The 23,200-nt window shown below is 68.8% G+C and carries 21 protein-coding genes; 11 read left to right on the top strand and 10 right to left on the bottom strand.

All coding sequences use genetic code 11. The features are described from left to right. The first annotated feature begins 4 nt into the window (after window positions 1–4). The 5 genes from POL67_RS18170 (at window position 5) to POL67_RS18150 (ending at window position 5,114) form a co-directional block, all read left to right on the top strand. A complete protein-coding gene (locus POL67_RS18170) occupies window positions 5–553 on the top strand; it encodes a hypothetical protein (protein ID WP_271918670.1) in 549 nt (182 codons plus the stop codon). Window positions 554–1,110: 557 nt separating this feature from the next. Next, a complete protein-coding gene (locus POL67_RS18165; protein ID WP_271918669.1) occupies window positions 1,111–2,088 on the top strand; it encodes a fumarylacetoacetate hydrolase family protein in 978 nt (325 codons plus the stop codon). Continuing rightward, window positions 2,085–2,744 carry a maleylacetoacetate isomerase gene (maiA, locus tag POL67_RS18160; RefSeq protein ID WP_271918667.1) on the top strand — a complete coding sequence of 220 codons (660 nt, stop codon included), beginning with the start codon at window positions 2,085–2,087 and terminating at the stop codon, window positions 2,742–2,744. Before POL67_RS18165 ends, maiA begins: the two co-directional genes overlap by 4 nt. 58 nt (window positions 2,745–2,802) lie before the next feature. Continuing rightward, window positions 2,803–3,957, top strand: a complete 1,155-nt coding sequence (locus POL67_RS18155) for a 4-hydroxyphenylpyruvate dioxygenase family protein (protein WP_271918665.1) — start codon at window positions 2,803–2,805, stop codon at window positions 3,955–3,957. Then, window positions 3,954–5,114: a homogentisate 1,2-dioxygenase gene (locus POL67_RS18150; RefSeq protein WP_271918663.1), complete on the top strand. Its 1,161-nt coding sequence runs from the start codon at window positions 3,954–3,956 to the stop codon at window positions 5,112–5,114. The genes POL67_RS18155 and POL67_RS18150 overlap by 4 nt, the downstream gene beginning before the upstream one ends. Window positions 5,115–5,120: 6 nt before the next feature. On the opposite strand, the gene POL67_RS18145 is transcribed toward POL67_RS18150, so the two are convergent. After that, entirely contained in the window at window positions 5,121–5,711 is a 591-nt protein-coding gene (locus POL67_RS18145) for a Uma2 family endonuclease (protein ID WP_271918661.1), read from the bottom strand. A 153-nt stretch (window positions 5,712–5,864) separates the two neighbouring features. Here POL67_RS18145 and msrB point away from each other — a divergent pair, with 153 nt between their 5' ends. The 3 genes from msrB (at window position 5,865) to POL67_RS18130 (ending at window position 7,808) form a co-directional block, all read left to right on the top strand. Further along, window positions 5,865–6,257 carry a peptide-methionine (R)-S-oxide reductase MsrB gene (gene msrB, locus POL67_RS18140; RefSeq protein ID WP_271918659.1) on the top strand — a complete coding sequence of 131 codons (393 nt, stop codon included), beginning with the start codon at window positions 5,865–5,867 and terminating at the stop codon, window positions 6,255–6,257. Window positions 6,258–6,411: 154 nt separating this feature from the next. Continuing rightward, a complete protein-coding gene (locus tag POL67_RS18135) occupies window positions 6,412–7,065 on the top strand; it encodes a hypothetical protein (RefSeq protein WP_271918657.1) in 654 nt (217 codons plus the stop codon). Between the two features lie 47 nt (window positions 7,066–7,112). Continuing rightward, window positions 7,113–7,808, top strand: coding sequence for a DNA-binding protein (locus POL67_RS18130; RefSeq protein ID WP_271918655.1), 696 nt, complete (start codon window positions 7,113–7,115; stop codon window positions 7,806–7,808). Between the two features lie 3 nt (window positions 7,809–7,811). Here the strand turns inward: POL67_RS18130 and POL67_RS18125 are convergent, their stop codons facing one another. Then, entirely contained in the window at window positions 7,812–8,174 is a 363-nt protein-coding gene (locus POL67_RS18125; protein ID WP_271918653.1) for a cupin domain-containing protein, read from the bottom strand. Window positions 8,175–8,413: 239 nt separating this feature from the next. Here POL67_RS18125 and POL67_RS18120 point away from each other — a divergent pair, with 239 nt between their 5' ends. Further along, window positions 8,414–9,883 carry a flavin monoamine oxidase family protein gene (locus POL67_RS18120; RefSeq protein WP_271918651.1) on the top strand — a complete coding sequence of 490 codons (1,470 nt, stop codon included), beginning with the start codon at window positions 8,414–8,416 and terminating at the stop codon, window positions 9,881–9,883. A gap of 188 nt (window positions 9,884–10,071) precedes the next feature. Here POL67_RS18120 and POL67_RS18115 read toward each other — a convergent pair whose 3' ends face one another. Then, window positions 10,072–10,416 (bottom strand): BPSL0067 family protein, encoded by a 345-nt coding sequence (locus tag POL67_RS18115; RefSeq protein ID WP_271918649.1) that lies wholly within the window; start codon window positions 10,414–10,416, stop codon window positions 10,072–10,074. Window positions 10,417–10,629: 213 nt separating this feature from the next. Between POL67_RS18115 and POL67_RS18110 the strand changes: the two genes are divergently transcribed. After that, entirely contained in the window at window positions 10,630–11,604 is a 975-nt protein-coding gene (locus POL67_RS18110; protein ID WP_271918647.1) for a hypothetical protein, read from the top strand. After that, window positions 11,604–12,704, top strand: a complete 1,101-nt coding sequence (locus tag POL67_RS18105; RefSeq protein WP_271918645.1) for an acyltransferase family protein — start codon at window positions 11,604–11,606, stop codon at window positions 12,702–12,704. The genes POL67_RS18110 and POL67_RS18105 overlap by 1 nt, the downstream gene beginning before the upstream one ends. Here POL67_RS18105 and POL67_RS18100 read toward each other — a convergent pair. From POL67_RS18100 to POL67_RS18070, 7 genes are all read right to left on the bottom strand, one after another. Continuing rightward, the gene (locus tag POL67_RS18100) at window positions 12,637–13,290 is read right to left on the bottom strand and encodes an ABC transporter ATP-binding protein (RefSeq protein WP_271918643.1); all 654 of its coding nucleotides are present in this window, start codon (window positions 13,288–13,290) and stop codon (window positions 12,637–12,639) included. The two genes, POL67_RS18105 and POL67_RS18100, sit on opposite strands and share 68 nt — an antisense overlap. Next, window positions 13,290–14,510 (bottom strand): ABC transporter permease, encoded by a 1,221-nt coding sequence (locus tag POL67_RS18095; RefSeq protein ID WP_271918641.1) that lies wholly within the window; start codon window positions 14,508–14,510, stop codon window positions 13,290–13,292. Before POL67_RS18095 ends, POL67_RS18100 begins: the two co-directional genes overlap by 1 nt. A gap of 45 nt (window positions 14,511–14,555) precedes the next feature. Continuing rightward, window positions 14,556–16,244: an amidase gene (locus POL67_RS18090; RefSeq protein WP_271918639.1), complete on the bottom strand. Its 1,689-nt coding sequence runs from the start codon at window positions 16,242–16,244 to the stop codon at window positions 14,556–14,558. Between the two features lie 90 nt (window positions 16,245–16,334). Beyond that, window positions 16,335–17,513, bottom strand: a complete 1,179-nt coding sequence (locus tag POL67_RS18085; protein WP_271918637.1) for a hypothetical protein — start codon at window positions 17,511–17,513, stop codon at window positions 16,335–16,337. A 121-nt stretch (window positions 17,514–17,634) separates the two neighbouring features. Continuing rightward, the gene (locus POL67_RS18080) at window positions 17,635–18,177 is read right to left on the bottom strand and encodes a hypothetical protein (protein ID WP_271918635.1); all 543 of its coding nucleotides are present in this window, start codon (window positions 18,175–18,177) and stop codon (window positions 17,635–17,637) included. After that, a complete protein-coding gene (locus POL67_RS18075) occupies window positions 18,164–18,925 on the bottom strand; it encodes a hypothetical protein (RefSeq protein ID WP_271918633.1) in 762 nt (253 codons plus the stop codon). Before POL67_RS18075 ends, POL67_RS18080 begins: the two co-directional genes overlap by 14 nt. Window positions 18,926–19,328: 403 nt before the next feature. Continuing rightward, window positions 19,329–23,180: a serine/threonine-protein kinase gene (locus POL67_RS18070; RefSeq protein WP_271918631.1), complete on the bottom strand. Its 3,852-nt coding sequence runs from the start codon at window positions 23,178–23,180 to the stop codon at window positions 19,329–19,331. Between the last annotated feature and the right edge of the window lie 20 nt (window positions 23,181–23,200).

The raw sequence follows: 23,200 nt of genomic DNA, 5'->3' as shown, positions 1-23,200 counted from the left end.
ACGCGTGCGCCCTCTGCGGGTCTCGAACGAGCGGGAGCAAGATCTCCGCGTCCTCGGCAACCCCTGGGGGGATGTCTGGCCCTGCGAGCACGATCGTGCCGGCGTGCGCGGCAAGAATCGTCTTCGTGATCTCGACGGCGCGCCGAGCGAACAGCTCGCTCTCGGGGCTCGAGGCCGCATGGAAATGGGGCTCATCGAGCAGGATCACGAGCCCATCTCCTGCGTTCTGGAGCGCCTCGTGCACGGCGGCGAGCCTCGTGGCCCACGAGACCCGGGCGGGCTCGTGCCGGGGCACCACCCGATTCAGGATCTCCGGCATCTCATCGCCGAGTTGCGTTGCCGCATCGACCAGCGCCACCAGCGCTGCGTCGTCGCCCTCGGGCAACTCGATCCTCACGACGCGCCGGCTCCCCGTGAGCGCAGTAGCGAGCCCCCTCAGGAGGGTCGTTTTTCCGAAGCCAGGCGGCGCCTGAATCGCAATCCTCGGCGCACCGGCTTCAATGCGCTCTCGGAGCTGCTCGATCGCTTCCTCGAGGAGGGCGGCCATGTGTGAGCTGATACCATGGCAGGCTCGCGCCAGCCAACATGGGTTCGCCCGGCTCATGCCTCGGACGCAGCATGCCCGCCACACGGTTGCAAGGGTCCTGGAGAGCGTCGGAGGACGCCCGTGAGACCGTTGCAAGGGTCCTGGAGAGGGTCGCAGGATGCCTGGCAGACCGTTGCAAGGGTCCTGGAGAGGGTCGCACGATGCCTGGCAGACCGTTGCAAGGGTCATTGGAGAGGGTCGCAGGATACCTGGCAGACCGTTGCGAGCGTCATTGGAGAGGGTCGCAGGATACCTGGCAGACCGTTGCGAGCGTCTCGGAGAGGGTCGCAAGATACCCGGAACACAATTGCAAGGGTCCTGAAGAGGGTTGCAGGAGCCCCGCCAGACGGTTGCAAGGGTCCTGGAGAGGGTCGCACGATGCCCGCCAGACGGTTGCGACGGTCCTGGAGAGGGTTGCGGGATGCCCGCCAGACGGTTGCAAGGGTCCCCGCCTCCGGGGTTGAACCTCCCTCCCCCTTCGTGCTACCCGACCCACGCCAAGCACGGCGGAGAGAACGGAACGCATGAAGCTCGCGAGCCTACGAGGACCGGGAAGGGACGGCACGCTCATCGTCGTCCGACGCGACGGCGCAGTGTTCACCCCGGCGCCGTCCGACATCCCCACGATGCAGGCCGCGCTCGATCGCTGGGACGAGAGCGAGGGGCGCCTGCGGGACCTCGCCGCCCGCCTCGATCGCGGCGAGATCCCCGGCGAGCCCCTCGACCCCACGAAGCTCGCGCCGCCCCTGCCCCGCGCCTCCGAGTGGGTCGACGGCTCCGCGTACATCAACCACATCGTCCTCGTCCGCAAGGCCCGCGGCGCCGAGCCGCCCGAGACCCTCCGCACCGATCCGCTCGTCTACCAGGGCGGCTCCTCCGTGCTCCTCGGCCCGCGCGAGGACATCGTCCTCCACGACGCGCGCTGGGGGCTCGATTTCGAGGCCGAGATCTGCGTCGTCCTCGGCGATGTCCCGCTCGGCACCAAAAAGGAAGACGCCGGGCGCTTCGTGCGCCTCCTTTGCCTCGCGAACGACATCACCCTGCGAAACCTCGTCCCTGCCGAGCTCGCCAAGGGATTCGGCTTTTTTCAATCGAAGCCCGCCACGGCCTTCTCGCCCTTCGCGGTCACGCCCGACGAGCTCGGCGGCGCGTATCGCGACGGCCGCATTCATCTCCGGCTCTGCTCGACCTACAACGGCGCGCTCATCGGCGATCCCGAGGCCGGGCCGGAGATGCACTTTTCGTTCTTCGAACTCGTCGAGCACATCTCGAAGACGCGCGCCTTCGGCGCCGGGACGATCCTCGGCAGCGGCACCGTCTCCAATGTCGATCGCGCGCGCGGCGTGAGTTGCCTCGCCGAGCGCCGCATGATCGAGACCATTGACCTTGGCGCGCCGAAGACGCCTTTCATGAAGCCCGGTGACACCATCGCCATCGAGATGCGGGGCGAGGACGGGCAAGACATCTTTGGTCGCATCGAGCAGAAGGTGGTCTCTCCATGAAGCTTTACGGATACTGGCGCAGCTCCTGCAGCTATCGCGCGCGGATCGCGCTTCACCTCAAAGGCGTCCCCTTCGAGTACATCCCCGTCCACCTCGTCAAGGACGGCGGCGAGCAGTTCCGCGACGACTACCGCGCGAGAAACCCGATGGCCCAGGTGCCCACGCTCGAAGTCGAGGAGGGCGGCGTCATCCACGAGCTCGGGCAATCGCTCGCGATCATCGAATGGCTGGAGGAGCGTTATCCCGAGCCGCGGCTCTTGCCGGCCGATTCGTTCCTCCGCGCGCGGACGCGGCAGCTCGCCGAGACGATCAACGCCGGCATCCAGCCCTTCCAGAACCTGTCGGTGCTCAAGCTCGTGAAGACCGAGCTCGGCGGTGACGAGCAGGCGTTCGCGCGGCGCTTCATCGAGAAGGGCCTCGCCGCGTTCCAGGCGCTCGCCGAGCCCGTCCACGGCCGATTCTCGGTGGGCGACGCGCCCACGGTGGCGGACGCGTGCCTCGTGCCCCAACTTTTTGCAGCGCGGCGCTTCGGCGTGGATCTCGCCCCGTTCCCCTTGCTCGTGCGCATCGAGGAGCAATGCGCGTCGCTACCGGCCTTCCAGGCCGCTCATCCGGACAAGCAGATTGATGCCGTCGTCGGGGGGTCGGGGGCGTAGCTCGGCTCGTCCGAGCGTAGCCCCCGAACGTTGCATGGCTGAAGGAGACATCGAAATCATGTCGAAGGTGGAATCCATCGGGATCAAGCGCATCGAGGCGCTTCACTACTACGTCCGCGACCTCGAGCGGAGCCGCAAGTTCTACACGGAGAAGCTCGATTTCGAGGAGATCGCCCATTCGAGCCCCGAGCTCGAGGAGGCGGCCAAGCAGCGCTCGGTCGTCTTCCGCGCCGGCGATTGCATCGTCATGTGCTCGCAGCCGCTCGGCGAGGGCGGGCGGGCGTGGCGGTACCTCCGCAAGCACCCGGACGGCGTCGGCACGCTCATCTTCGAGGTCGAGGACATCGAGCGCGCGTTCCGCCTGCTCGACGGGCGCGGCGGCACGCCGATCGACGAGATCACGCGCGTGAAGGAGGACGGCGGCGAGTTCGCCTCGTTCTCGATCACGTCGCCCTTCGGCGACACGACGTTCCGCTTCGTCGAGCGCAAGGGCTACCGCAAGCTCTTCCCGGGCGCGGTGCATTACGACACGCCGCGCGGGGGCAAGAACTCGCTCGGCTTCACGCATTTCGATCACATCACCACGAACTTCCAGACGATGGCGCCGGCGCTGCTCTGGATGGAGCACGTGCTCGGCTTCGAGCGGTTCTGGGAGATCCAGTTCCACACGGAGGACGTCAAGAAGGGCGGCGATCACGGCTCCGGCCTGCGCTCGGCCGTCATGTGGGATCCGGGCTCGGGCGTGAAGTTCGCGAACAACGAGCCGTACCGGCCGTACTTCAAGAGCTCGCAGATCAACATCTTCAACGAGGAGCACCGCGGCGACGGCGTCCAGCACGCGGCGATCGCGGTGAAGGACATCCTCACCAGCGTGAAGCACATGCGCGAGCGCGGCATCCAGTTCATGCCCACGCCGGGCTCGTATTACGACGTGCTGCCTACGCGCCTGAAGTCGCTCGGCGTCCAGCAGATCGACGAGGACGTGAATGTCCTGCGCGACCTCGAAATCCTCGTCGACGGCGAGGCCGAGGGCAAATACCTGCTCCAGATCTTCCTCAAGGAGTCCTCCGGGACGCACGGGGATCCGCACGCCGGTCCGTTCTTCTACGAGGTCATCCAGCGCAAGGGCGATCGGGGCTTTGGCGGCGGCAATTTCCGCGCGCTCTTCGAGAGCATCGAGCGACAGCAGAAGACGGAAGGCAAGGTCGCGTGATCGAGCGCCTCGCCTTCGGGGAGCTGCCGCCGAAGCACCACACGGTGCTCCGCGACGCGAAGGGCTCGCTCCGCTGGGAGGAGTGCCTGACGCGTCGCGGGTTCGACGGGCCCTACACCATTGTGTATCACGAGCGGCGCCCGCACGAGCACCGCGTCGCGCCCGCCGAGCACGGGTTTGCACTCCCGACGCCGGCCCCGCAGCGCCCCCTGGCGAAGCGCCATTATCGATCGACCTCGGTCCCGACGCCGAGCGGCCCGCAGATCGACGGGCGCGTCCCTCTGCTCTACAACGGCGACCTCGTCCTCGGCATCGCCCGCCCGGACGCGCCCGATCCCGTCTATTTCACGAACGCCGACGCCGACGAGCTCTTCTACGTCTTCGAGGGCAGCGGCCTTTTGCGTACGATGCTCGGCGACCTCCGGTACGAGAAGGACGATTACATCTACGTCCCGCGGGGCCTCTTCTATCGCTTCATCCCCGACGCGGGCCTGCAATCGTGGCTGTGTATCGAGGCCATGGGCGGGATCCACATCCCGTCGAAATGGCGCAACGACGTCGGGCAGCTCCGCATGGACGCGCCGTACAGCCACCGCGACTTCAAGAAGCCCGCCTTCGTCGGGCCGATGGACGAGGGGATCCGCAAGCTCGTGGTCAAGCGCGACGGCGGCTTCCACGGCTTCTCGATGGCGCATTCGCCGCTCGACGTCGTCGGCTGGGACGGCACGGTCTATCCGTTCGTCTTCCCGATCCTGAACTTCCAGCCCCGGGCGGGCCTCGTGCACCTGCCGCCCGACTGGCACGGCACCTTTGCCGCGCGCGGCGCGCTCATCTGCAGCTTCGTCCCGCGCATGGTCGATTTCCACCCGCAGGCGATCCCCTGCCCGTACCCGCATTCGTCGTACGACTGCGACGAGTTCCTCTTTTATTGCCGCGGCAACTTCACGTCCCGCCGCGGCGTGGGACCGGGCAGCATCTCCCACCATCCGGCGGGCATCCCGCACGGCCCGCACCCGGGCTCCTACGAGGCCAGCATCGGCACGAAGGAGACGAGCGAGCTCGCGGTCATGATCGACACGTTCGAGCCGCTCCTCCCGACCGAGGCCGCGCTCAGCGCCGAGGATCCGGGGTATCAGGATAGCTTCGTCGAGGGGTGAGACGGTTCAGGGCTCGGTCCCCGGGCCCTCCGCCTCCGGCGCGAACCGGTCGACGCCTTCATACACGTCGGCGAGCCGGATCGTGCATCCGAGCGCGGGCAGCTCCACGCTCCCCTCGTCCCCCGTGCACTCCGTGAGCAACCATTGCCCCGTGGGAAGCTTCCTGTAGTGCTCGATCCGCCGTTCGTCCTGGTACACGAGCACGTACTCGGCGAGCGAGGGGATCATGCGATAATGGGAGAACTTGGACGTCTGGTCGTGCCGCGCCGTCGTGGGCGAGAGGACCTCCACGAGGACCCGGGGGTTCAAGAGGTTCTCGTGGTACTTCGCGTGAAACTGCGGCGCGCCGCAGACGACCACGACGTCGGGGTAGGTGTAGAGCCCCGTGGCCTCGACGTAGACGCGTTGATCACTCGTCAGGACGGCGCACGGGCTCCCTCGAAGGACGCCGAAGACGAGCCCGATCATGTTCGCGCAGAGCGCGTTGTGCCGCGCCGAGGCGCCGGCCATCGCCGTGATCACGCCGCGGCAAAACTCGTGCTTGTCCCGGCTCTTGCGCTCGAGCTCGATGTACTCGTCCTCGGTCACGAGGGGCATCTTGGCAGCGACGGCGTCGCTCCTCCATCGGCAGGGGCCTCCTAGCCGCTACAGCCTCCCCCGAGGCCCGTCAAGCGCGCCTCGGCCCGGCTCGCTCGGCGGGGCTCGAACGGCGGGGCACCTCGCGCTAGGATGCGGATCGGAGGACCTGTTATGTCGAGCCAACCCGAGCGCGAGGATCCCTACCGCGAGCGCCTCTCCCCCGAGCAATACCGCGTCAGCCGATGCGGTGGCACCGAGCGGGCCTTCACGGGCAAGTTCTGGAACCACAAGGCTGACGGGCGCTACGCCTGCGTCTGCTGCGGCGAGCCGCTCTTCGATTCGGCCACGAAATACGACTCCGGCAGCGGCTGGCCGAGCTACTGGGCCCCGCTCGCGAAGGGCACCGTCAAGGAGATCGAAGACACGAGCCACGGCATGCACCGCACCGAGGTCCGCTGCGCGAAATGCGACGCCCACCTCGGCCACGTCTTCCCCGACGGCCCGCCTCCGACGGGGATGCGCTATTGCATCAATTCGGCGTCGCTGGATTTCGTGCCGCGGTAAAGAGCTGGGCCAAGGTTCCCCAGGAGCGCCCGCGCATTCCGTCCCATGTCGGCACACATCGACACGATGTGCCGGCACACCTGACACAGATCCCAACAAACCCGCGAAATCGCAGGCTCACCAGCTTGGCCCGGAACGTGCTCACGTCGTGGGCATGAACCTCAAGCGCCTTCCTTTCCTGCTCCTCCCCGTCCTCCTCGCCGCCTGCGGCAACTATGTCGTCCAGGGTGGCAGTGATGAAAAAAGCGCCAACCTAGGCACCGGCGGCCAGGGCGGCACCGGCGGTGCCGGCGGCAGCACCTCCAGCGGCGACAACACCCCCGATCCGACGCAGCCCGCGGTCGCCCTCACCCGCGCGCAGCTCGATGTTCTCTGGGAGGAATACTGGGCCAACCATCCGCTCCCCGGCAGCTCCAGCTCGGGCGGCGGTCCGGCGCTGAATCCGGACGATCTCTTCCTTCGCATCTCGGACCTCGGCGCCTCCTGCGACTCTCCCACCACGGAACTGACCTGCGGCGGTCATTGGCAGCTCAGCATCGCCCTCCCCCCGGCGTTGCAGCAAGTCGGCGTCTACGACCTCGAGAGCCCGGAGCTCTTGGCGTACAGCCACATGTCCGAGACCGACGACCTGAACTCGCCCAGCCCCGAGGATTGCCCGTGGGGCGGCGGGTCGATCGGCTCGGGCACGCTGGAAATCCTCTCGATCGACGACACCGAGGTGCATTTCCGCGTCGAGCTCACGAACCCGATCTGGAGCACCAATCCGAACGGCGAATACGTCGCGCCGCGCTGCCCCGTCTATCCCTGAAGCCCTCTGCCTTGCGCGGCACGACCCCGGCGCGGTAGATCCTGCGGATGCATCCCCGCGCTCTCCTCCTCGTGGTTCCCCTCGCTGCGCTCCTTACCGGCTGCGGCTCCGACGAGCTCCCGACGGCGGACCCCCTCCCCGCTCCGGAGGTCGTCACCATCGCTGAAGCCCGCGCCCTGCCCGTGAATGAATACACGCAGATCGAGGGGTTCGTCAGCGTCCCGGCGGGCACCTTCGTCACGGCCACGGGGGACTTCGGATTCGCGATCCAGGACGATACCGGCGGCATCTATGTCAGCCTCTACGAGGAGCTCAAGATCCTCATCGGGGCCAAGATCCGCGTCATCGGCAAAATCGCGCAGGTCTCCAAGCAGACCGTGCTCGTCACGAACGTGACCGGGCCCGAGCTCCTGCAGGGAATCGAGGCGGTCACGCCGAAGGACGTCGCGACAGGCGAGGTGAACGAGTCGACCGAGGGCTTGCTCGTCCGCGTGAAGGGCACGGTGTCGAACCCCATCGTCGAGGACAAGCCCTATGGGATCAAGGCGTACGTGGACGACGGCTCCGGCGAGGTCGAGGTTTACGTGTGCTTTGCGGGTGACAAACCCCTCATCGACACGACGAAGCTCACGAAGGGCACTGCCGTGGAGATCACGGGGTTTGCCCAGCAATACCTCGACAGGTACGAGATTGCCCCGCGCGGCCAGACGGATCTCGTGCTCGTCCCGCCGCCCTCACCCTGAGGCTCAGGCGTCGCGGTTCACCGTCGCGGGCGAGAAGGCCGACAGGCAGACCGCGATGTACTCCGCGCCGTCCTCCCCGGGCGTGCTGTAGCGGACCCATTCTCCCTTGTGCGTGATGATCGCCTGCCCGGCGCGCACGTCGACCGCCCCTCCCTCGTATTCGACGTGCAGCGTCCCGCGCAGCACGACGGTGTACTCGTCGAACGCCGGCCGCTGGCCGGGCTCCACCCAGCCTCCGGGGCTCCGCATGTGGGCCACGCTCACGCTCTCGGTCCGCGTGTTGATGCGCCCGATGTACTCGTCGATGATCTTCGGCTTGTTCCCGGCCGCCTCGATGCGGGTCGGCCTTTCGATGAACGTCGGCATACGCGGGGCGTAAACCGAGACGCACACCCGCGTCAATCCTTTCGCGACGACGTGAGAGGGGGAACCATACTCGCGTCACGCGTTTGGCGCAGTACAATTATCTAGTAAAATTGAACACATAGGCGTGCTCGTGGCTACGCCGAACCCGTGCGAGCCGGATTGCCGCAGGGACGGGATTGGGGCATGGGGGAAGTCGCGTGGCGCCCGGCGCGGATGCGGCGCAACGCAAAGAGGTCCTCATGAAAAGCAAGACCAGGTTCGATCGCCGTCGCTTCCTCGAGCTCCTGTCTGCGGCCGGCGTCGCCGTGTACCTGCCGGGCTGCGGGTCGGACGACGGGCCGCCGGCGAATCCGCCTGCATCGACGAAAAAGGCGCTCGTCCTCGGCGGAGGCCTCGCCGGGCTCGCGGCGGCCTACGAGCTTCAGAAGAAGGGATGGGACGTCACGGTGCTCGAGGCGCAGGCCCGCGCCGGCGGCCGCGTCCTGACCCAGCGCGACGGCTTCGAGAGCGGCCAGTATGCCGAGCTCGGGGCGACGCGTATTCCCGACGTGCACGATCACACGATCGGCTACGTCGAGGAGCTCGGCCTCAAGCTCGAAGAGTTCCCGGGCGGGACGCCGCTCTATTACCTGGGGGGCCAGCGCTTCGTTCACACGGAGGGCACGCCCTGGCCGCTCGCGGGCCTCTCGCCCGAGGAGGCCCTGGAGGGCCTCGGCATGTGGTCGACGTACATCGCGGCCAATTTCGAGGCGTTTGGCAATCCCAAAGACGGGAGCTTCCCGCGCGCCGGCATCCTCGAGCAATACGACAAAATGGTCATGACCGATTTCCTCAAGGAGAAGGGCGCGACCGACGCGTGGCTCCCGCTCTACGTGTCGGACAACGGCACCGAGGTCTACAAGATCGGCTGCCTCGCGTGGATGGCGCTCGAAGTCGCGGACCAGGACTGGGACCTCACCTACCACGTCCAGGGCGGCAACGATCAGATCGCGCAGAAGCTCCTGGAGAAGCTCGACGGCAAGGTGTTGTTCGAGCGCGTCGTGAAATCGATCACGCAGGATGACACGAAGGTCTCGGTCACGGTCGATGCAAAGGGTACGTCGGAGACGTACGAGGCCGATTACCTCGTCTGCACGATCCCCTTCAAGCCGCTGCGCGACGTCGCGTTCTCGCCTGCGCTGCCGGACGACAAGCAGAAGGCGATGGACGAGGTCTTCATGATGACGTCGTCGCGCGCCATGTTCCAGACGAAGACGCGATTCTGGAAGAACGATCCGCTCGGCGAGCTCGGCGGGCTCAAGCTCGCGAAGACGGACACGAAGGCCGAGCGCATCTGGGACCTGACCGCGACCCAGCCCGGCGACACGGGCATCCTGCTCGCGTACATGCAAAGCGAGAATGCCGACGACTTCGCGGCCCTCGCCGCGCCCGAGCGCGAGGCGTACATCCAGACCGAGATGGCGAAATTCTTCCCGGACATCGAGGCCGAGAAGCTCTCGTTCCACGTGAAGATCTGGTCCGAGGATCCGTGGGCGCAGGGCGCGTGGACGGAGATCCTGCCGAATCAGTGGTGGATGATGGCGGTGATCCCGCGGTCGGAGGGCCGGATCCATTTCGCCGGCGAGCACACCTCGATCTGGGCCGGCTGGATGCAGGGCGCGATCGAGAGCGGCAAGCGCGCCGCGAACGAGATCATGCAGAAGGCTTGATCGTCCGCCCCGGAAAAACACGAAGCCCGCTCGCGCCGGGAGGCACGAGCGGGCTTTCGTCTACAGGGGGTATTCCTCAGGCGTCGCGAGCGGCTCGAGGCTAGGAAGGCCGAGCGAGGCGTACTCTGTACGTCGAGCGAGGCCGACCGACACATCGAGCCGCGCAGCAGCCTGGGGAATACACCCTCTCAGCCTTCGATGATGTAGTACGCCTTCTCGGGCTTGTGCGTCTTGTAGCGGCGCTTCGCCGGCTCGCCCGACCACTGATCGACGACCTCGATCGTGTTGCCGAACTGGCCGAGGTAGATCGCAGCGTGGTTGCCGCGCGCGCGGCTCATGTAGCGATTGTCCTCCCAGCCGCACGCGATCGCCGTGCCGGGCAGGATCGCCGCGTTGCCGAGCACGAGAGCGCCCTTCTTCCACGCCGAGGTGTGCGGCGCGCCGCAGGCGTACTTGACGAGCGCGACGCACTGCTCGCTCTCGCCGTAGTGCCGACCTTCGTAAAGCTCCGGAGTATTCGTGCGATAGGCCATGACCGGCTCCTCTCTCGAGTTTGTGGTGGCGCTACATGGCGCCACGGAACCTGAAAAGGTTACAGGCAATCAAAGCCGAGCCACAAGCTGCGCGCGCGCCTCGACACCGATTTGTTCGTTGGTCACCTAACACTGACACGCCTTCGACAAGGTGCGTTATGCTTTTCGACACGCTTCGGACCACGCTCGCGGCATGATTCCAGCCGGACCATCGTGATGTTTCCTGACATCGAGACCCATCAGAAACGCGGCGTACGATATTTTCCCGGCCGCATCGTTTGCCCGCTCGCGGGCGTCGGCAGCCGCGGCGCGAACGAAAGCAACCGGCTCGCGCTGGAGAACGACGACACCGAGGTGACCATCGATCGGCGCGCGCGGCGCATCACGGTGACAAACGCGCGCCGTTACCCGGAAAAGACGCTGATCGCCGATCTCGAGTTCCTCGCCGACGGCACGACGACGACGGGCGCGCGCACGCCGATCGCGATCCACCTCGAAATTTTCAAGAAAGGCGACGCGCTCTCGCTCGATCTGCACCGGCATCTGCGCACGCAGGAGCCGCTCGTGGACGCCGATTTCGAGCCCTTCGACGTCGTCGTCGAGGGAGGGCCGCGGCCCGAGACGGTCTACACGGAAGAACGCGCGCGCTCGCTCGTGCGTGCGCCTTCGATCGCGCACCTCGTGGTGAAGGCGCTCATGGCCATGCGCGACAACACGCGCGGCTCGTTTCAGGATCCGCATCGGAAAGGTTATCGCGTGGCGGATCTCTCGCTCGGCTTCGGCGCGCTCGGGCTCGCCTGGATGCTCGTGCGCGCGGAGCTGCGATCGCTCGACGGGGCGAACGCCGCGCTCATCCGCCAAGGTTCCGTCGCCGCGATGCTGCGCGAGGGCGCGTGGGAGCTCTCGCTGACGGCGCTCTCGGACAAACTCTCGTCGATCGTGCAGCGGGACCTGTTCCTGTTCGGGCTCGATCGAGAGCCGCTGCTCGAACCCGTGATGACGCGCGGGCTTTGCGCGGGCGAGACACTCGCGTTTCGTTTCCAGAAAGGCGAAGGCGAGATCGGGCTCGGCGGCAAGAGCGCGAAGATGGACGGCGCGATCGACGTCGCGCGGGCTTACCTCGAGTATCACCTGCTCGGAGGTCTCCTCTGCGAGCACGCCGAGCGCCCCCGGGGGCCACGCGGCTGATGGAGCGCGAGGGGACGCGCATCCACGCGCTCGACGGCGCGCGCGCCTTCGCCACGGCGCTCGTCGTCCTCTTGCACGGCCTGCTCTCGTTCCTGGCGACGCCGATCGGCTGGGCGATCAAGGATCGGTCGACGCACCTCGCCGCGGACTTCGTGGTGTGGGTGGGCCGCGCGTTCCTGATGCCGGTCTTTTTCCTCCTCTCCGGCATGGTCTCGCGCGGCATCGTCACGCGCCGGGGCCTCCGGGGGTTTGCCCGCGAGCGGGCCACGCGTGTGCTCCTCCCGCTGCTCCTCGCGCTCGTGCCCGTCTCCGCGGCGATGAACGCGCTCTGGGACCACGGACGAACGCTCGAAGGGCGCGCGGCGGTGGGCAGCCAGGTGCCCGCGCTGCATGCCTCCGAGCTCCCCGTCACGCTCGCGCACCTCTGGTTCCTTTACTACCTGCTCCTGATCTCGACGCTCGCCGCCGTCCTGCCACGTCGCCCCGCACGCGCGCCCCTCGCCTTGCCCGCGCTCGCGATCGCCGCCGTGTCGGTCGTCCTGCTCGTCGCGGGCAAGCTCCAGCTCGACACGCCGCTCTCGTTCCTCGTCGAACCGGTGATCGCAGCTTACTTCGCGGTATTTTTCGCGTGGGGGTGGCTGCTCGATCCCGAAGACCTCGCGGCGTATGCGCGCATGCTCCCGTGGCTCGTGGGGCTCGCGCTCGTGCTGCTCGTCGCGCTCGTCCCCCCGCTCCTCGCGAGCACCGCGGCGGGCGCCCCGGCGCGCGCGCCCGCGTGGGCGCTCGTCACGAGCGCGGCGTTCTCGTGCCTCGCCGTCGCGGTTTTTCTCGGCACGTGCGGCCGGCTCGTCACCCGCACACGCCCGCTCGTCCGCTTGCTCGCCGACGCGTCGTACTTCGTGTACGTCACGCATCTGCCGATCGTCGTCTTCCTCCAGATCGCCGCCTCACGCCTCGCGTGGCCGGGTCCCTTGAAGTACCTCGGCGTCGTGACGCTCACGACGGCCGTATGCCTCGGCGCGTTCCTGCTCCTCAGAGCCGCCCGTCGCGCATCTCCACGGTCCGGCCCGCTCGCGCCGCGATCCGCGGATCGTGCGTGACCACGAGCAACGCCGCGCCGAGGGCCGAGGCCGCGGCGAGCGCCTCCATCACGACGTCGGCCGACGTGCTATCGAGGCTGCCCGTCGGCTCGTCCGCGAGCACGAGGCGCGGGCGGTTCACGAGCGCGCGGGCGATGGCCACGCGTTGCGCCTCGCCCACGGAGAGCTCGGAGGCAGGCGCGTCGCGGCGCGCGGCGAGGCCGAACCGTTCGAGCAGCGCATCCGCCGCGCGCTCGGCCTCGCGGCGTGAGGCCCCGAGCCGCCACGCAGGCAACGCCACGTTCTCCCGCGCGCTCAGCGTCTCGACGAGGTTGTTCTGTTGAAACACGAACCCGACCCACGCGAGCCGCAGCTCGGCGCGCACTGCATCGGAGAGTGACCAGGCGTCGTGACCAGCAAGCACGACACGGCCGGCGGTGGGTCGATCGAGCAAGCCGATCATCTGGAGCAACGTCGTCTTGCCGCAGCCGCTCGGGCCCACGAGCGCGATGGACGCGGCCTCGTCGAGGTCGAGCGAGGCGCCACGGACGACGTCATGTTCGCTGAGGCGACGCACGAGGCTCTCGCAACGGAGGACCGCCGGCATCAGTCGATCCTGCGCAGGACCCGCGCCGGGTCGGTACGGGCCGCGCGCCAGGCCGGGACGCTGCCCGCGAGCAGGGTGGTCGCGAGCACGGCGAGGCAAGGGCCGGCGAGGACGGCGGCCGTGATGACGGGGCGAACGACGAGCGCCTCCCACGAGAAGATGGGGTGGGCCTGGAAGTAGAGCAACATGCCGTAGCCGAGCGCCGCGCCGGCGCTGAGCCCGGCGAGCGCGACGACGAGGGCCTGAAGAAGGAAGAGGCCAAAGATCTCGCGGCGGGAGAAGCCGAGCGCGGCGAGGATGCCGATCTCGCGGCGCCGGCCGAGGACGTGGATGTGGAAGAGGGCCCAGACCGGGATGCTGATCGCCGCGACGACCATGGCGTAGGAGACGGCGTTCACGGTGCGGTTGGCGGCGAGGTAGTTCGTGACGTACGGGTCATCCTCCCTCCAACCGACGGCGCGGGCCTCGGGGAGACGGGCTTCGAGGCGCGTGGCGAGGTCCGAGGCGGCGAAGTGGTCGTCGAGGTGAACGTGGACCGCGGAGGCGGCGGCCGGGGCGCCGGTCTTCTCGGCGAGGGAGCCGCGGTCGAGGAAGGCGCTGCGGTAGGCGCCGGCGCTCCCCGCGACGAGGCCACGCACGGTCATCACGGTCGCGCCCAAGGGCTCGCCGGCGCCGCCGGGCGGGCCGCCGAGGATGATCCGCAGGTCGACGGCGTCGCCGACCTTCACGCCGATCCGGTTCGCGAGCGAGGTGCCGAGCAGGACGCCGTTCGCATCACCGGGCGCGGGGAGCTCGCCGCTGGTCAGGTGAAAGGGCCGGAGCGCGGGATCCCCGGGGAAGTCGTAGCCGTGGACGAGCGCATTCTGGAACCGCCCGCCCTTGCCGACCGCGCCGGGCAGCACGAGCACGGGGACGGCGGCGCGGACGGGCGCGCCGGCGGCCTCGGAGACCCGCGCGGCCGCGGCGGCACCGTCCTCGAAATGCCGCTTCTCCCGCGGCTCCACGCGCACGTCGCCGGCCCCGTGGCGCAGCTCCTCTTCGAGCAGGGCTTCCGAGAATCCGGCGAGGTTTGCTGTATTGGGAATCTGAAACCCCGCGCCCGCGGCGACCGAGAGGACGAGCAGGGCGAACGTGAAGCGGCTCCCGAGCAGGCTCTTTCGGGCGAGAAAGAGGAGCGGCCCGAGGCGAGGGCGCGAGCGCGGGAGCGGGGCTGGCTCCATGCGCGGGGCATCGTGTCCGGAGCGCGGGCTCGTTGTCAACGAGCGTCAGGCCCCTTCGAGCAGGCGCACGTGAATCGACGGCGCCTTCCGCGGCACGTTTTGCTCCAGCACCTCGCCCAAACGCAAAAGAAGGTGCTCTTCCCAGGGACGCCCGAGGAGCTGAATGCCGATCGGATGCCCGCTCGCGCCATACCCGCCGGGCACGCTGAGCGCGGGATTGCCCGTGAGGTTCGCCGGATACACGAACCGCATGAGCCCACTCGTGACCTCCAGGTTGCTCTCGCCGCGCGGAAAGACGTCGTCCGCGATACGCGGCGCCGTGAGCGCGGTCGTCGGCGTCACGATCACGTCGACCGCCTGGAACACCCGGGCGAGGTGCTCGGAAAAACGCGTCCGCACCTTCTGCGCCTGCACGTAATCGATGCCCGCGATCGCCCGCCCCATCGCCAGGTTGATCCGCACGCCGAGGCTGAACGATTTGCGGTGCTCGGCGTCGAGCCGCGCCATGCCCGAGGCCATTTCGCAAAGAATGGTGACGCCCTGCGCGACACGCGCGCGCTCGAGCTCGGGGATCTCGACCTCGACGATCTGCGCGCCGCGGGAGCGGTAGAGCTCGATCGCGCCCTCCGCGGCGCGGACGATCTCGGGCGTGGCGTGCTCGAACCAGGGACGATAGACGCCGATGCGCACGCCTTCGAGGTCGCCCTGGCCGAGGCCGTCGAGGTGATGGGGCGGCTGATGGAGCGAATTCGGATCTTTCGCGTCGGGGCCGGCCATGAGGGCATACGCGAGGGCGACGTCCCGCACCGTGGCGCCGAGCGGGCCGACGTGGCCGACGCTGGCGCAAAGGGGAAATGCCCCGTGCTCGCTGATGCGGCTCCACGTGGCCTTGAGCCCGACGATGCCGCAAAGCGCGGCCGGAATGCGGATCGAGCCGCCGCCGTCGGCGCCGATCGAGATCGGGCAAAACCCGGCCGCGACGCTGGCGGCCGATCCGCTCGACGAGCCGCCCGTGTAATGCCCCGGCGCATACGGGTTCGTCGGCGTCCCGTGGTGGGCGTTGAAGCCCGAGGTATCGATCCCGATCTCGTGCATGTTGACCTTGCCGAGGATCAACGCGCCGGCCTCGCGCAGGCGGCGGACCGTGGTCGCGTCCTCGGAGGGCCGGAGCTTCAAGAACCGCGTGCCGACGGTCGTGGAATACCCTTCCGCGTCGAGCTCGTCCTTGACGGACACCGGCACGCCGTCGAGCGGGCCGAGGGGCGCGCCTTTGCGATATCGCTCGCGGCTCTCGCGCGCCGCGGCGAGCAGCCGATCGGTGTTTCGCTCGATGAACACCCGGAGCGCGCGCTCGCCGGTATCGAGGCGCTGCGCCGCCGCGAGGAACCGCTCGGCGACCGCCACCGGATCGGAGCGCCCCTCGCGGTACGCGGCGACGAAGTCCACGGCCGACTCGAAGGCGAACCCCGGGGGTTTTCGGGCGGAACGCGCGAGCCCTTCGAGGTCGACGGGCGGCGCGGCCGAGGCCGTGAAGCTCGCGGGGCGCGGCAGGCTCGGCGCGACGGAGGGCGCCTCGGGGAGGAGCGAGTACCGGAGATCCAGGATGCCGAGGTCCTTCAGGAGCTTCTGCCCGAGGAGCTGCCCCGTGGCCGGATTTTCAAGGGCGAGCGCTGCGGCCTCGAGCGCGAGGCCGGTCATGCGGGGGGCATTGGCAGTCTTGAGATCGTACGTCATGGCGGAACGCTCCAGAGCGAGGAGGGCGAATCCTAGGCCATGGGGCGCGGGTTTGCAGCAAAGAATCCCCGGGCCGTCTGCACCGGCAGCTCAAAAAATCTGCCACCATTTCTTCCCCCCGAGCCGCCGGAACGATCGCACCACGGCCTCCGCGTCCTCCGCGAGCTCGTCCAAGGGCACGCACATCGCCGCGCCGAGCGCGATCATCACGACCTCGCCGTCGGGCTCGGTGAACCAGCGAAAGAGCGATTGCTGCCGCGACGCGCCGAGCGCATACGCGTGATACGTCTCCGCATGCGAGCGCCCGCGTTCGTCCGGGAGCGCGACCGCGCTCACGCGTACCGCCTCGGCGCCCGCGGGTACGGACGCGCGCGTGAGCTCCTCCGCGATCCGCGCGAGCTTTCGACCATTCCGCGCGGGGAGCCGCGTCCCCGTCCGCGAGACCGTGAGGAGCTGGATTCCATCGGTCCCCGAGAAAGAAACGCGGCTCCACGACGCGAGCTTCGGCGAAGGCGGATCCTTCTCGACGAGCCGATACCGAGGCGGCGGCGTGACGGCAAACCCAGCAGCCGTGATCTCGACCTCACCGGGGCGCGTCTCCACGACGGGATCGAGGATTTCGATCGCGGCTTCTTCGAGCAGGACCTGAAGTCCCATTCGCGCCACGCTGAGCGGATGCCGCGGGAACGAGGCGTCGAGCGCGGGATCGTCGGAGGCGCGTTGATCGATGGCCCGCAAGAAGGCCGCGGGATCGGCGCCGGCCAGGGCGGCGGCCGCGCGATCAGCCACGGCCGCCTCGCGCACGCCGGTCAGCCGCGACGTCGGCGGAAGGACGCGGCATTCGAAGAGGCCCCGCGCGAGCGGCACGAGGAGGTGCCCCATCAACGTCTCGCGGCCCGGCTCGTACCAGAGGCGATGCACCACGCGAAGCGCGCGCGCGGCGCCGATCACGACCGGAACGACCTCGACGACCGGCGACCAGGCCTTGTCATCCGTGCGAGGTCGCGCCTTCGCATCCGCAGGCGGCGTGGATCGGAAGCACGTCTCGAAGAGGTCCCGCGCGTGCCGCTCGACGTCACGGCGGAGGAGCGCATCGTGCGCGGGCAGGAGATCGAGCCGGTGCGCGAAAGCCCCGAGCGAGAGGGAGAAGCCGCGGGCCTTGTCGACGAGCATGGCGGAGCGGTCGGTCTCCTCCGAGACCTCGAACCCCTGCGGCACGGCGAATCGAACGCCGCGCCGTCCGTGTTTCAGCTCCTCGACGAACCCCATGTTTCTCATGTTGAAGGCGCGGAGCTGGGGCGTTGCCCCAGGCCCCACCAGGGGCTGTCCGCCCCTGGACCCGGACCAGCCAGGGGCTGGACCCAGGACGATGAACCGCGCGATGCGCAGTTCATCGCACAGGCCGAGGCAAGACCGCAAGCCATCCTGTCAACCAGGCAGGAAGCCCGTGCAAGCAGGGCGCGATCACCACGCAGCCCCGGCGGGCCGATTCATTGCGCGGCAGCTCCTGCGAATCCGTGGCGTCCCAGTGATAAGAGACGTCGTAGGTCCCAGCCACGATCAGCTTGGCCGCATAACTTGCGTCGCCAGGCCTCCCCAGCATCACGCTATCGCCGGTCTCCAGGTTCCGGAGCCGCACGGCGCTGGTCTTGTTCCCCGCCGCCGGCACGCTGCCGTTCACCGTGATCGCGCCGTTCAGCGTGATCGCGGGGATGTCGATATTCGCGTTGCCGAGATCCGCAAGCTTGGTGCAGGTGGGCCCCGTCGCTCCACCCCCGCCGGCACCAGGTTCTTCGCCGCCGCTGCCGCCACTGCCGCCACTGCCCCCGCTGCCCCCGCTGCCCCCGCTGTCACTCGTCCCACTCGTATCGACCGCCCCGCGGCCCTGCCGAAGACGGCGGATCGCCTCCTGAGTTTTGTCATTTCGTGCCATCCGTCGTCTCGACGGGCGGCGTGATCTCCTCGCCGGCGAGCGCGCGGCTCGTCGGGCGCACCCGCGCGGAAAGATCTTTGCGACCGGCCAGGCGGAAAAGGCCGACGAGGGTATCGGTGATGCCCTGGTGGTCCTCGATCCACGCGAGCACCTGGCTATCACGATGGCCGAGCTGATCGGCGAGCTCCTGCTCCTCGCGCTGCATGGTCGCGAGGGCTTGATCGAGGGTGTTGGCTTTGTCGTCCAGCGTCGCGGCCATGGCGGCGCTGTCGAAGGTGACGCCCTCGACGGTGACCAGGAAGGGCTTTTGCGTCATCAGGACCGACACGCTCCGCGCGTGGCTCACGAGATCGCGGGGCGTGCGCGGCGTTTCTCCGGCGAGCCCATAGGTGTGGAGCCCCCCGGGGCCGAGCGCGTCCGAGACCATCGATTTGAAGCGCACGGCGGCGCGAAGGAGGTCCGCGGCGGCCGCGTCGCGCCCCTCGCGCACGCCGACATCATCGGCGCGCTCCGCGAGGACACGAAGCTCCGCCTCGTCGAGGGACCGGGCCGAGGCGCCGAGGGTCTCCGTCAAGAACACGAGGACGACCTGAAAGACCTCCTTCGTCGCTTTCGTATTCGCCCCTTGCACGGAGATCGCGCGCGCCGCGAGCTTCTCGGCGACCTGCTCGGCGTGCGTCTTCGCGGCGTGGATGACGTGCCCGCTCGATTGAATGCGGTTGTCGACCTGCTTCGACTTCTTGGCCACGAACGACCTCCCTCACGGCACGCGCCCGCGCTTCCCCGAGCCGGGCGTCGAGCGAGGGAACGTACGAGCCTGGGAGCGCGCGTGTCCAGCCCCACGTCTCGCGAAGGTGTGGCGGGGGATGGAAGACACGATCCCGGCGCTCGCGGAGGCGTTCCGTAAAAGGAGCGGAGGCTTCGCGGCGGTCGTTCGGGCGTTCCGTCGGCGGAACGGCGGCTCCGCGGGCGTCGATCGGGGCTTCCGTCGGCGGAACGGCGGCTCCGCGGGCGTCGATCGGGCGTTCCGTTCCAGAGATGGAGGCGGCGCGGGGGCCGGGGGGGCAGGATGTTGGGTGCGGGAAGGCTTCGCGGGGGTCGTGGAGGGGAGTTTTGGGGATACGGCTCGCCGGATGTCTTCCGCGAACGCGTCAAGCGGCGTCTTGCTCCCAGGCGGCAGCGAGGGCGAGGATGCGCGCGTTCTCGGTGACGTTTTCGAGAAAGCTCCGGCGCAGCTCCGGGTCCTGGATCTTCGCCGCGCGCGAGAGCAAAACGTCGCGGGTCTCGAGCAGCAGGGCCCGCGCGCGGGCGTGGTTGCCTGTCGCGTGCAGCGCCTCGGCGTGGATGAGGCGCAGGTACATTTTATAAGGCCCGCCCCCGCCGCTTGCGTCGCGCTGGGCGGCCGCGTCCTCGATGAGGTGCAGTGCCTCGTCTGCGCGCCGCTGCTTCAGGAGGACGGCCGCGAGCGTCGCCATCGCTGCCGACCGCCACGGTGGAGTACCCGAGCGTGAGAGACTCTCGATGGCCGCACGGGCCTCGCGCTCCGCCGCGTCGAGGTCACCGGTGTGCAGCAGAATGGCAGCAAGCGTCTCCCGGACGACACATTCGTACACGGGACTGCCGTGCGTAACCGCGGAGTCCCGGACGATCTCGGCCAGCCGGCGCGCCTCCTCCAGAGCCCCGCGCTCCGCGAGCGTATAGGCGAGCAAGCCTCTTCCCCAGATTGCATGGATGCATGGCTCTTCGTCGCCTTGAAGCATGGCGCGCAGGTCCGCCTCCGCGCGCGTGTACGCCCCGAGGTACATGTAGAGCGCATTGACGTACATACGGGCCCGCTCCGCATGCCGCCGATCGCCGGCTTCCTCATAACTCGCGCGGGAGGCCTTGGCGGCCGCGAGGCTCGCGCCCAGATCGCCCTCGTCGTGGAACTTCACGCTCCGCATCTCCTGCAGCTTGCCTCGGATCAAGGGATCGTCCCCCGCGATCCGGCTGCCCGTCTGCACCATCCGCGCCATGCAACGCTCGGCGAGGTCACGCCTGCCGAGTTGGAGCAGGGCGTCGTGAAGAATCCCGAGAGCCTGTACGAAATGTCGCTCGCTCTCCGGGCTCGGCTCGGCATCGAACTGGGTCAGAATGCCATCGGGGAACGCGCCGGCGCGATCGAGCAGCACGGTGTTCATGATCCTGGACGCCATTGCAGTGTACCAGAGCGGTTCGCCTTTCGTCAGCCCACGTAGCGCCTCGTCCATGTCCGGCAGGACGAGCGGCCAATCTCCGATCCACCCGCGGGCTTCGCCTCGGACGATCAAGAGCTCCGAGCGCAGCCGCCCCGATGCGCCGCAGGCGAGGCCACGCGTGGCGCAGGCGATCGCTCCGCGCAGGTCATTGGCGTCGAGCATCTGCCTCGACGCCGCGAGATACCACTCCGCCGCGCGCTCCAGGCTCTTTCCCCGCTCGAAATGCTCGGCCAGGCGCAGGGCATCCGTCTCGCCCCATTGCACGAGCCACTCCCCCGCGAGCCGATGCCCGAGCGTGCGGTCGGGCTCCGTCAGCATCGCATACGCGCCCTCCCGCAAGAGCGAATGCCGGAACGTATCCTGCTCCTCTCCTGGAAACCGGCTCGTCTCGCTGCGCTGCACGACCTCACGCGTGGCCAGCATGTCGAGCCACTCGTGCACGCCGAGCGCCTCGTCCCCCCCGCCGAGCAGGTGCTCCACGCCGCCGCACCAGAACACATCCCCGAACACGCTGGCCGCGCGCAGCACGCGACGCGCGCCTGCGGGCAGGGCCGCAAGGCGCGCCTCGACCATCGCCAGCACCGTCTCTGGCAATTGATCTCCGCGCCCCTCGGCCACCGCCCGGATGAGCTCTTCCAGGAAAAACGGATGCCCCGCGGCGCGCTTGATGACCTGCGCAATCGTCCGAGGAGCGGCCGCGTCCCCGAACGCACTTCGAGCGAGCTCCTCCGCGGCACGTGGGGTCAGCTCGCCCAGGCGAATCTCGGACAGCCCCCGCTCGGACCATAACTTGGGAAACACGTCGTGCACCTCGGGCCGACCAAAGGCAGCCACGACGAGCGGCTTGCCTGCGAGGTCCCGCAGCGCCGCGTCGACGAGGTTCACGGAGGGAAGATCGCCCCAGTGCAAATCCTCGAGGACGAAGAGCACCGGGTGCGCACGGCACTCGGCCGTCATGAACTGCCGAAAGGAAGATTGAATCTGATCGGCCATGAGCCGCGCATCGAGGCGAGCCGCGCGGAGCTTGGCGCTCTCGGTGTCGGGGAAGGGTGTGCCCATCATCTCGCCGAGAAACGCAGCCACGTGGCGGACCTCGGGCTCGGCCACGTGGCGCGCGACCCGCTCGGTGAGCTTGCGCCTACGCTCGTCGATGGACTCGTGGCCCGCCACCGCGAACGCATGACGCAGCGCCGAGCCAACGAGGGAAAACGCGGATCCTTTGCTCATTGCGTCGGCGCGCCCGACCCACACGTCGACCCCTGGATGACGCTGTCCGACCGCGTGGACGAATTCCTGGCGAAGACGGGACTTTCCAATTCCAGGCGGCCCGGTCACGAGCACCGCACGCGCGACGCCCTCGCCGACGCATTCGTCGAGCAGGTCGAGCAGACTGCGCAGCTCCCGTCCGCGCCCCACGAAGGGGCTTGGTTTGCCGAGCAGGGTGCGCGCCGCCGCGCTGATCTCCTCCTCGCGGTGAAGCTCGATTCCGCCCGGCCCACGCACCACCACGAGGCGCGCGTCGAAGAGCCCCGCGGTCACCTCGTCGACGAGCACCCAGCGCCCCGCCGTGCGCAGAAGCGCGGCGGCCCGATCGAGGACCTGCCCGACCGGCAAAGCCTCCGCGACCTCGCCGAGGCCGGTGGCGATCGCGATGGGCGCGTCCGGGACGCGCACGCGCAGCCGGAGGGCGCACCGCGCGGCGCGCGCCGCAGCATCCGAGGCACTCGCCACATTCAGGAAGACCGCCAGCATCGAGCCATCCGCCAGCCATTCGACACCCGCGCCGAACGTCTCCGCGGCCGATTCCAGCGCCTCTCGGCTCGCGCTCGCGTGCTCGGCGTCGACGTCTTCGTCCGGCGCGCCCACGGCGACGACGCTCAGCAAGCGTTGCTCGCTCCTCGTCAGCGCTTCCGCGGGGGGCATCTCGGAAAGCCACGACCAAGCATCACGCGCGTCGAGACAGGCGAGCGCCTCCGCGACCTCCCCCGCATCGACGAGCCGATCGGCCGGATCCTTCGCGAGCATACACGCGACCAGCGCTTCGAGCCGCACCGACACCTCGGGCCGGATTTTTCGCAGCGGCGGAGGATCTTCGAGCAAGACCTTCGCCAGGATGGCCATGACGTGCTCGCCCTGAAATGCGGGCTGCCCGGTCAAGCATTCGAACAGCACGGCGCCGAGCGCGAACACATCGACACGCGCGTCGAGCGTCGCCGAGCCGCGCGCCTGCTCGGGCGCCATGTAGCTCGGCGTCCCCAGCACCACGCCCGTCCGCGTGAGCCGTGGCGAAAGCGGCATCCGCGCGAGGCCAAAATCGAGCAATTTCACCCGACCGAGCGCGCCATCCACGAGAAAGACGTTGCTCGGCTTGATATCGCGGTGCACCACGCCGCGCGCATGCGCCGTCGCGAGGGCCGAGGCCGCCGCGCGGACGACGGCGACACTCTCCTCGACCGTCAGCCTCCCGCGCGCGAGCCGCGCGCCGAGATCCTCCCCCGCGAGCCATTCCATGGCGAGGAAGGGCTCGCCCGCGCCGGTGACGCCGTGCGCGACATACCGGACGATCCCCGGATGATCGAGCCCGGCAAGCACACGCGCCTCCCTATCGAAGCGCGCGATGTCGCGGGGCTCGCGGTCATGGAGCACCTTGACGGCCACCGGCCCGCTGGAGAGGCGATCGTGCGCCCGGAACACCGAGCCCATTCCCCCCGAGCCTGCGAGCCGCTCGATGACGAACCGATCGTCGATGACGTCCCCCGCCTGCATGCGCCTCCTTCGGCGTGCAA

This window comes from Polyangium mundeleinium (assembly GCF_028369105.1).
Lineage (GTDB): Bacteria > Myxococcota_A > Polyangia > Polyangiales > Polyangiaceae > Polyangium > Polyangium mundeleinium.
The sequence above is the reverse complement of the archived record's forward strand: the minus strand, read 5'-3'. Positions and strand labels throughout refer to the sequence as shown.

Coding starts and splice junctions, on each gene's coding strand:
- POL67_RS18165 (WP_271918669.1), top strand. CDS start 1,111: ATGAAGCTCGCGAGCCTACGAGGACCGGGAAGGGACGGCACGCTCATC.
- maiA (WP_271918667.1), top strand. CDS start 2,085: ATGAAGCTTTACGGATACTGGCGCAGCTCCTGCAGCTATCGCGCGCGG.
- POL67_RS18155 (WP_271918665.1), top strand. CDS start 2,803: ATGTCGAAGGTGGAATCCATCGGGATCAAGCGCATCGAGGCGCTTCAC.
- POL67_RS18145 (WP_271918661.1), bottom strand. CDS start 5,711: ATGCCCCTCGTGACCGAGGACGAGTACATCGAGCTCGAGCGCAAGAGC.
- msrB (WP_271918659.1), top strand. CDS start 5,865: ATGTCGAGCCAACCCGAGCGCGAGGATCCCTACCGCGAGCGCCTCTCC.
- POL67_RS18135 (WP_271918657.1), top strand. CDS start 6,412: ATGAACCTCAAGCGCCTTCCTTTCCTGCTCCTCCCCGTCCTCCTCGCC.
- POL67_RS18130 (WP_271918655.1), top strand. CDS start 7,113: ATGCATCCCCGCGCTCTCCTCCTCGTGGTTCCCCTCGCTGCGCTCCTT.
- POL67_RS18125 (WP_271918653.1), bottom strand. CDS start 8,174: ATGCCGACGTTCATCGAAAGGCCGACCCGCATCGAGGCGGCCGGGAAC.
- POL67_RS18120 (WP_271918651.1), top strand. CDS start 8,414: ATGAAAAGCAAGACCAGGTTCGATCGCCGTCGCTTCCTCGAGCTCCTG.
- POL67_RS18115 (WP_271918649.1), bottom strand. CDS start 10,416: ATGGCCTATCGCACGAATACTCCGGAGCTTTACGAAGGTCGGCACTAC.
- POL67_RS18105 (WP_271918645.1), top strand. CDS start 11,604: ATGGAGCGCGAGGGGACGCGCATCCACGCGCTCGACGGCGCGCGCGCC.
- POL67_RS18100 (WP_271918643.1), bottom strand. CDS start 13,290: ATGCCGGCGGTCCTCCGTTGCGAGAGCCTCGTGCGTCGCCTCAGCGAA.
- POL67_RS18095 (WP_271918641.1), bottom strand. CDS start 14,510: ATGGAGCCAGCCCCGCTCCCGCGCTCGCGCCCTCGCCTCGGGCCGCTC.
- POL67_RS18090 (WP_271918639.1), bottom strand. CDS start 16,244: ATGACGTACGATCTCAAGACTGCCAATGCCCCCCGCATGACCGGCCTC.
- POL67_RS18085 (WP_271918637.1), bottom strand. CDS start 17,513: ATGGGGTTCGTCGAGGAGCTGAAACACGGACGGCGCGGCGTTCGATTC.
- POL67_RS18080 (WP_271918635.1), bottom strand. CDS start 18,177: ATGGCACGAAATGACAAAACTCAGGAGGCGATCCGCCGTCTTCGGCAG.
- POL67_RS18070 (WP_271918631.1), bottom strand. CDS start 23,180: ATGCAGGCGGGGGACGTCATCGACGATCGGTTCGTCATCGAGCGGCTC.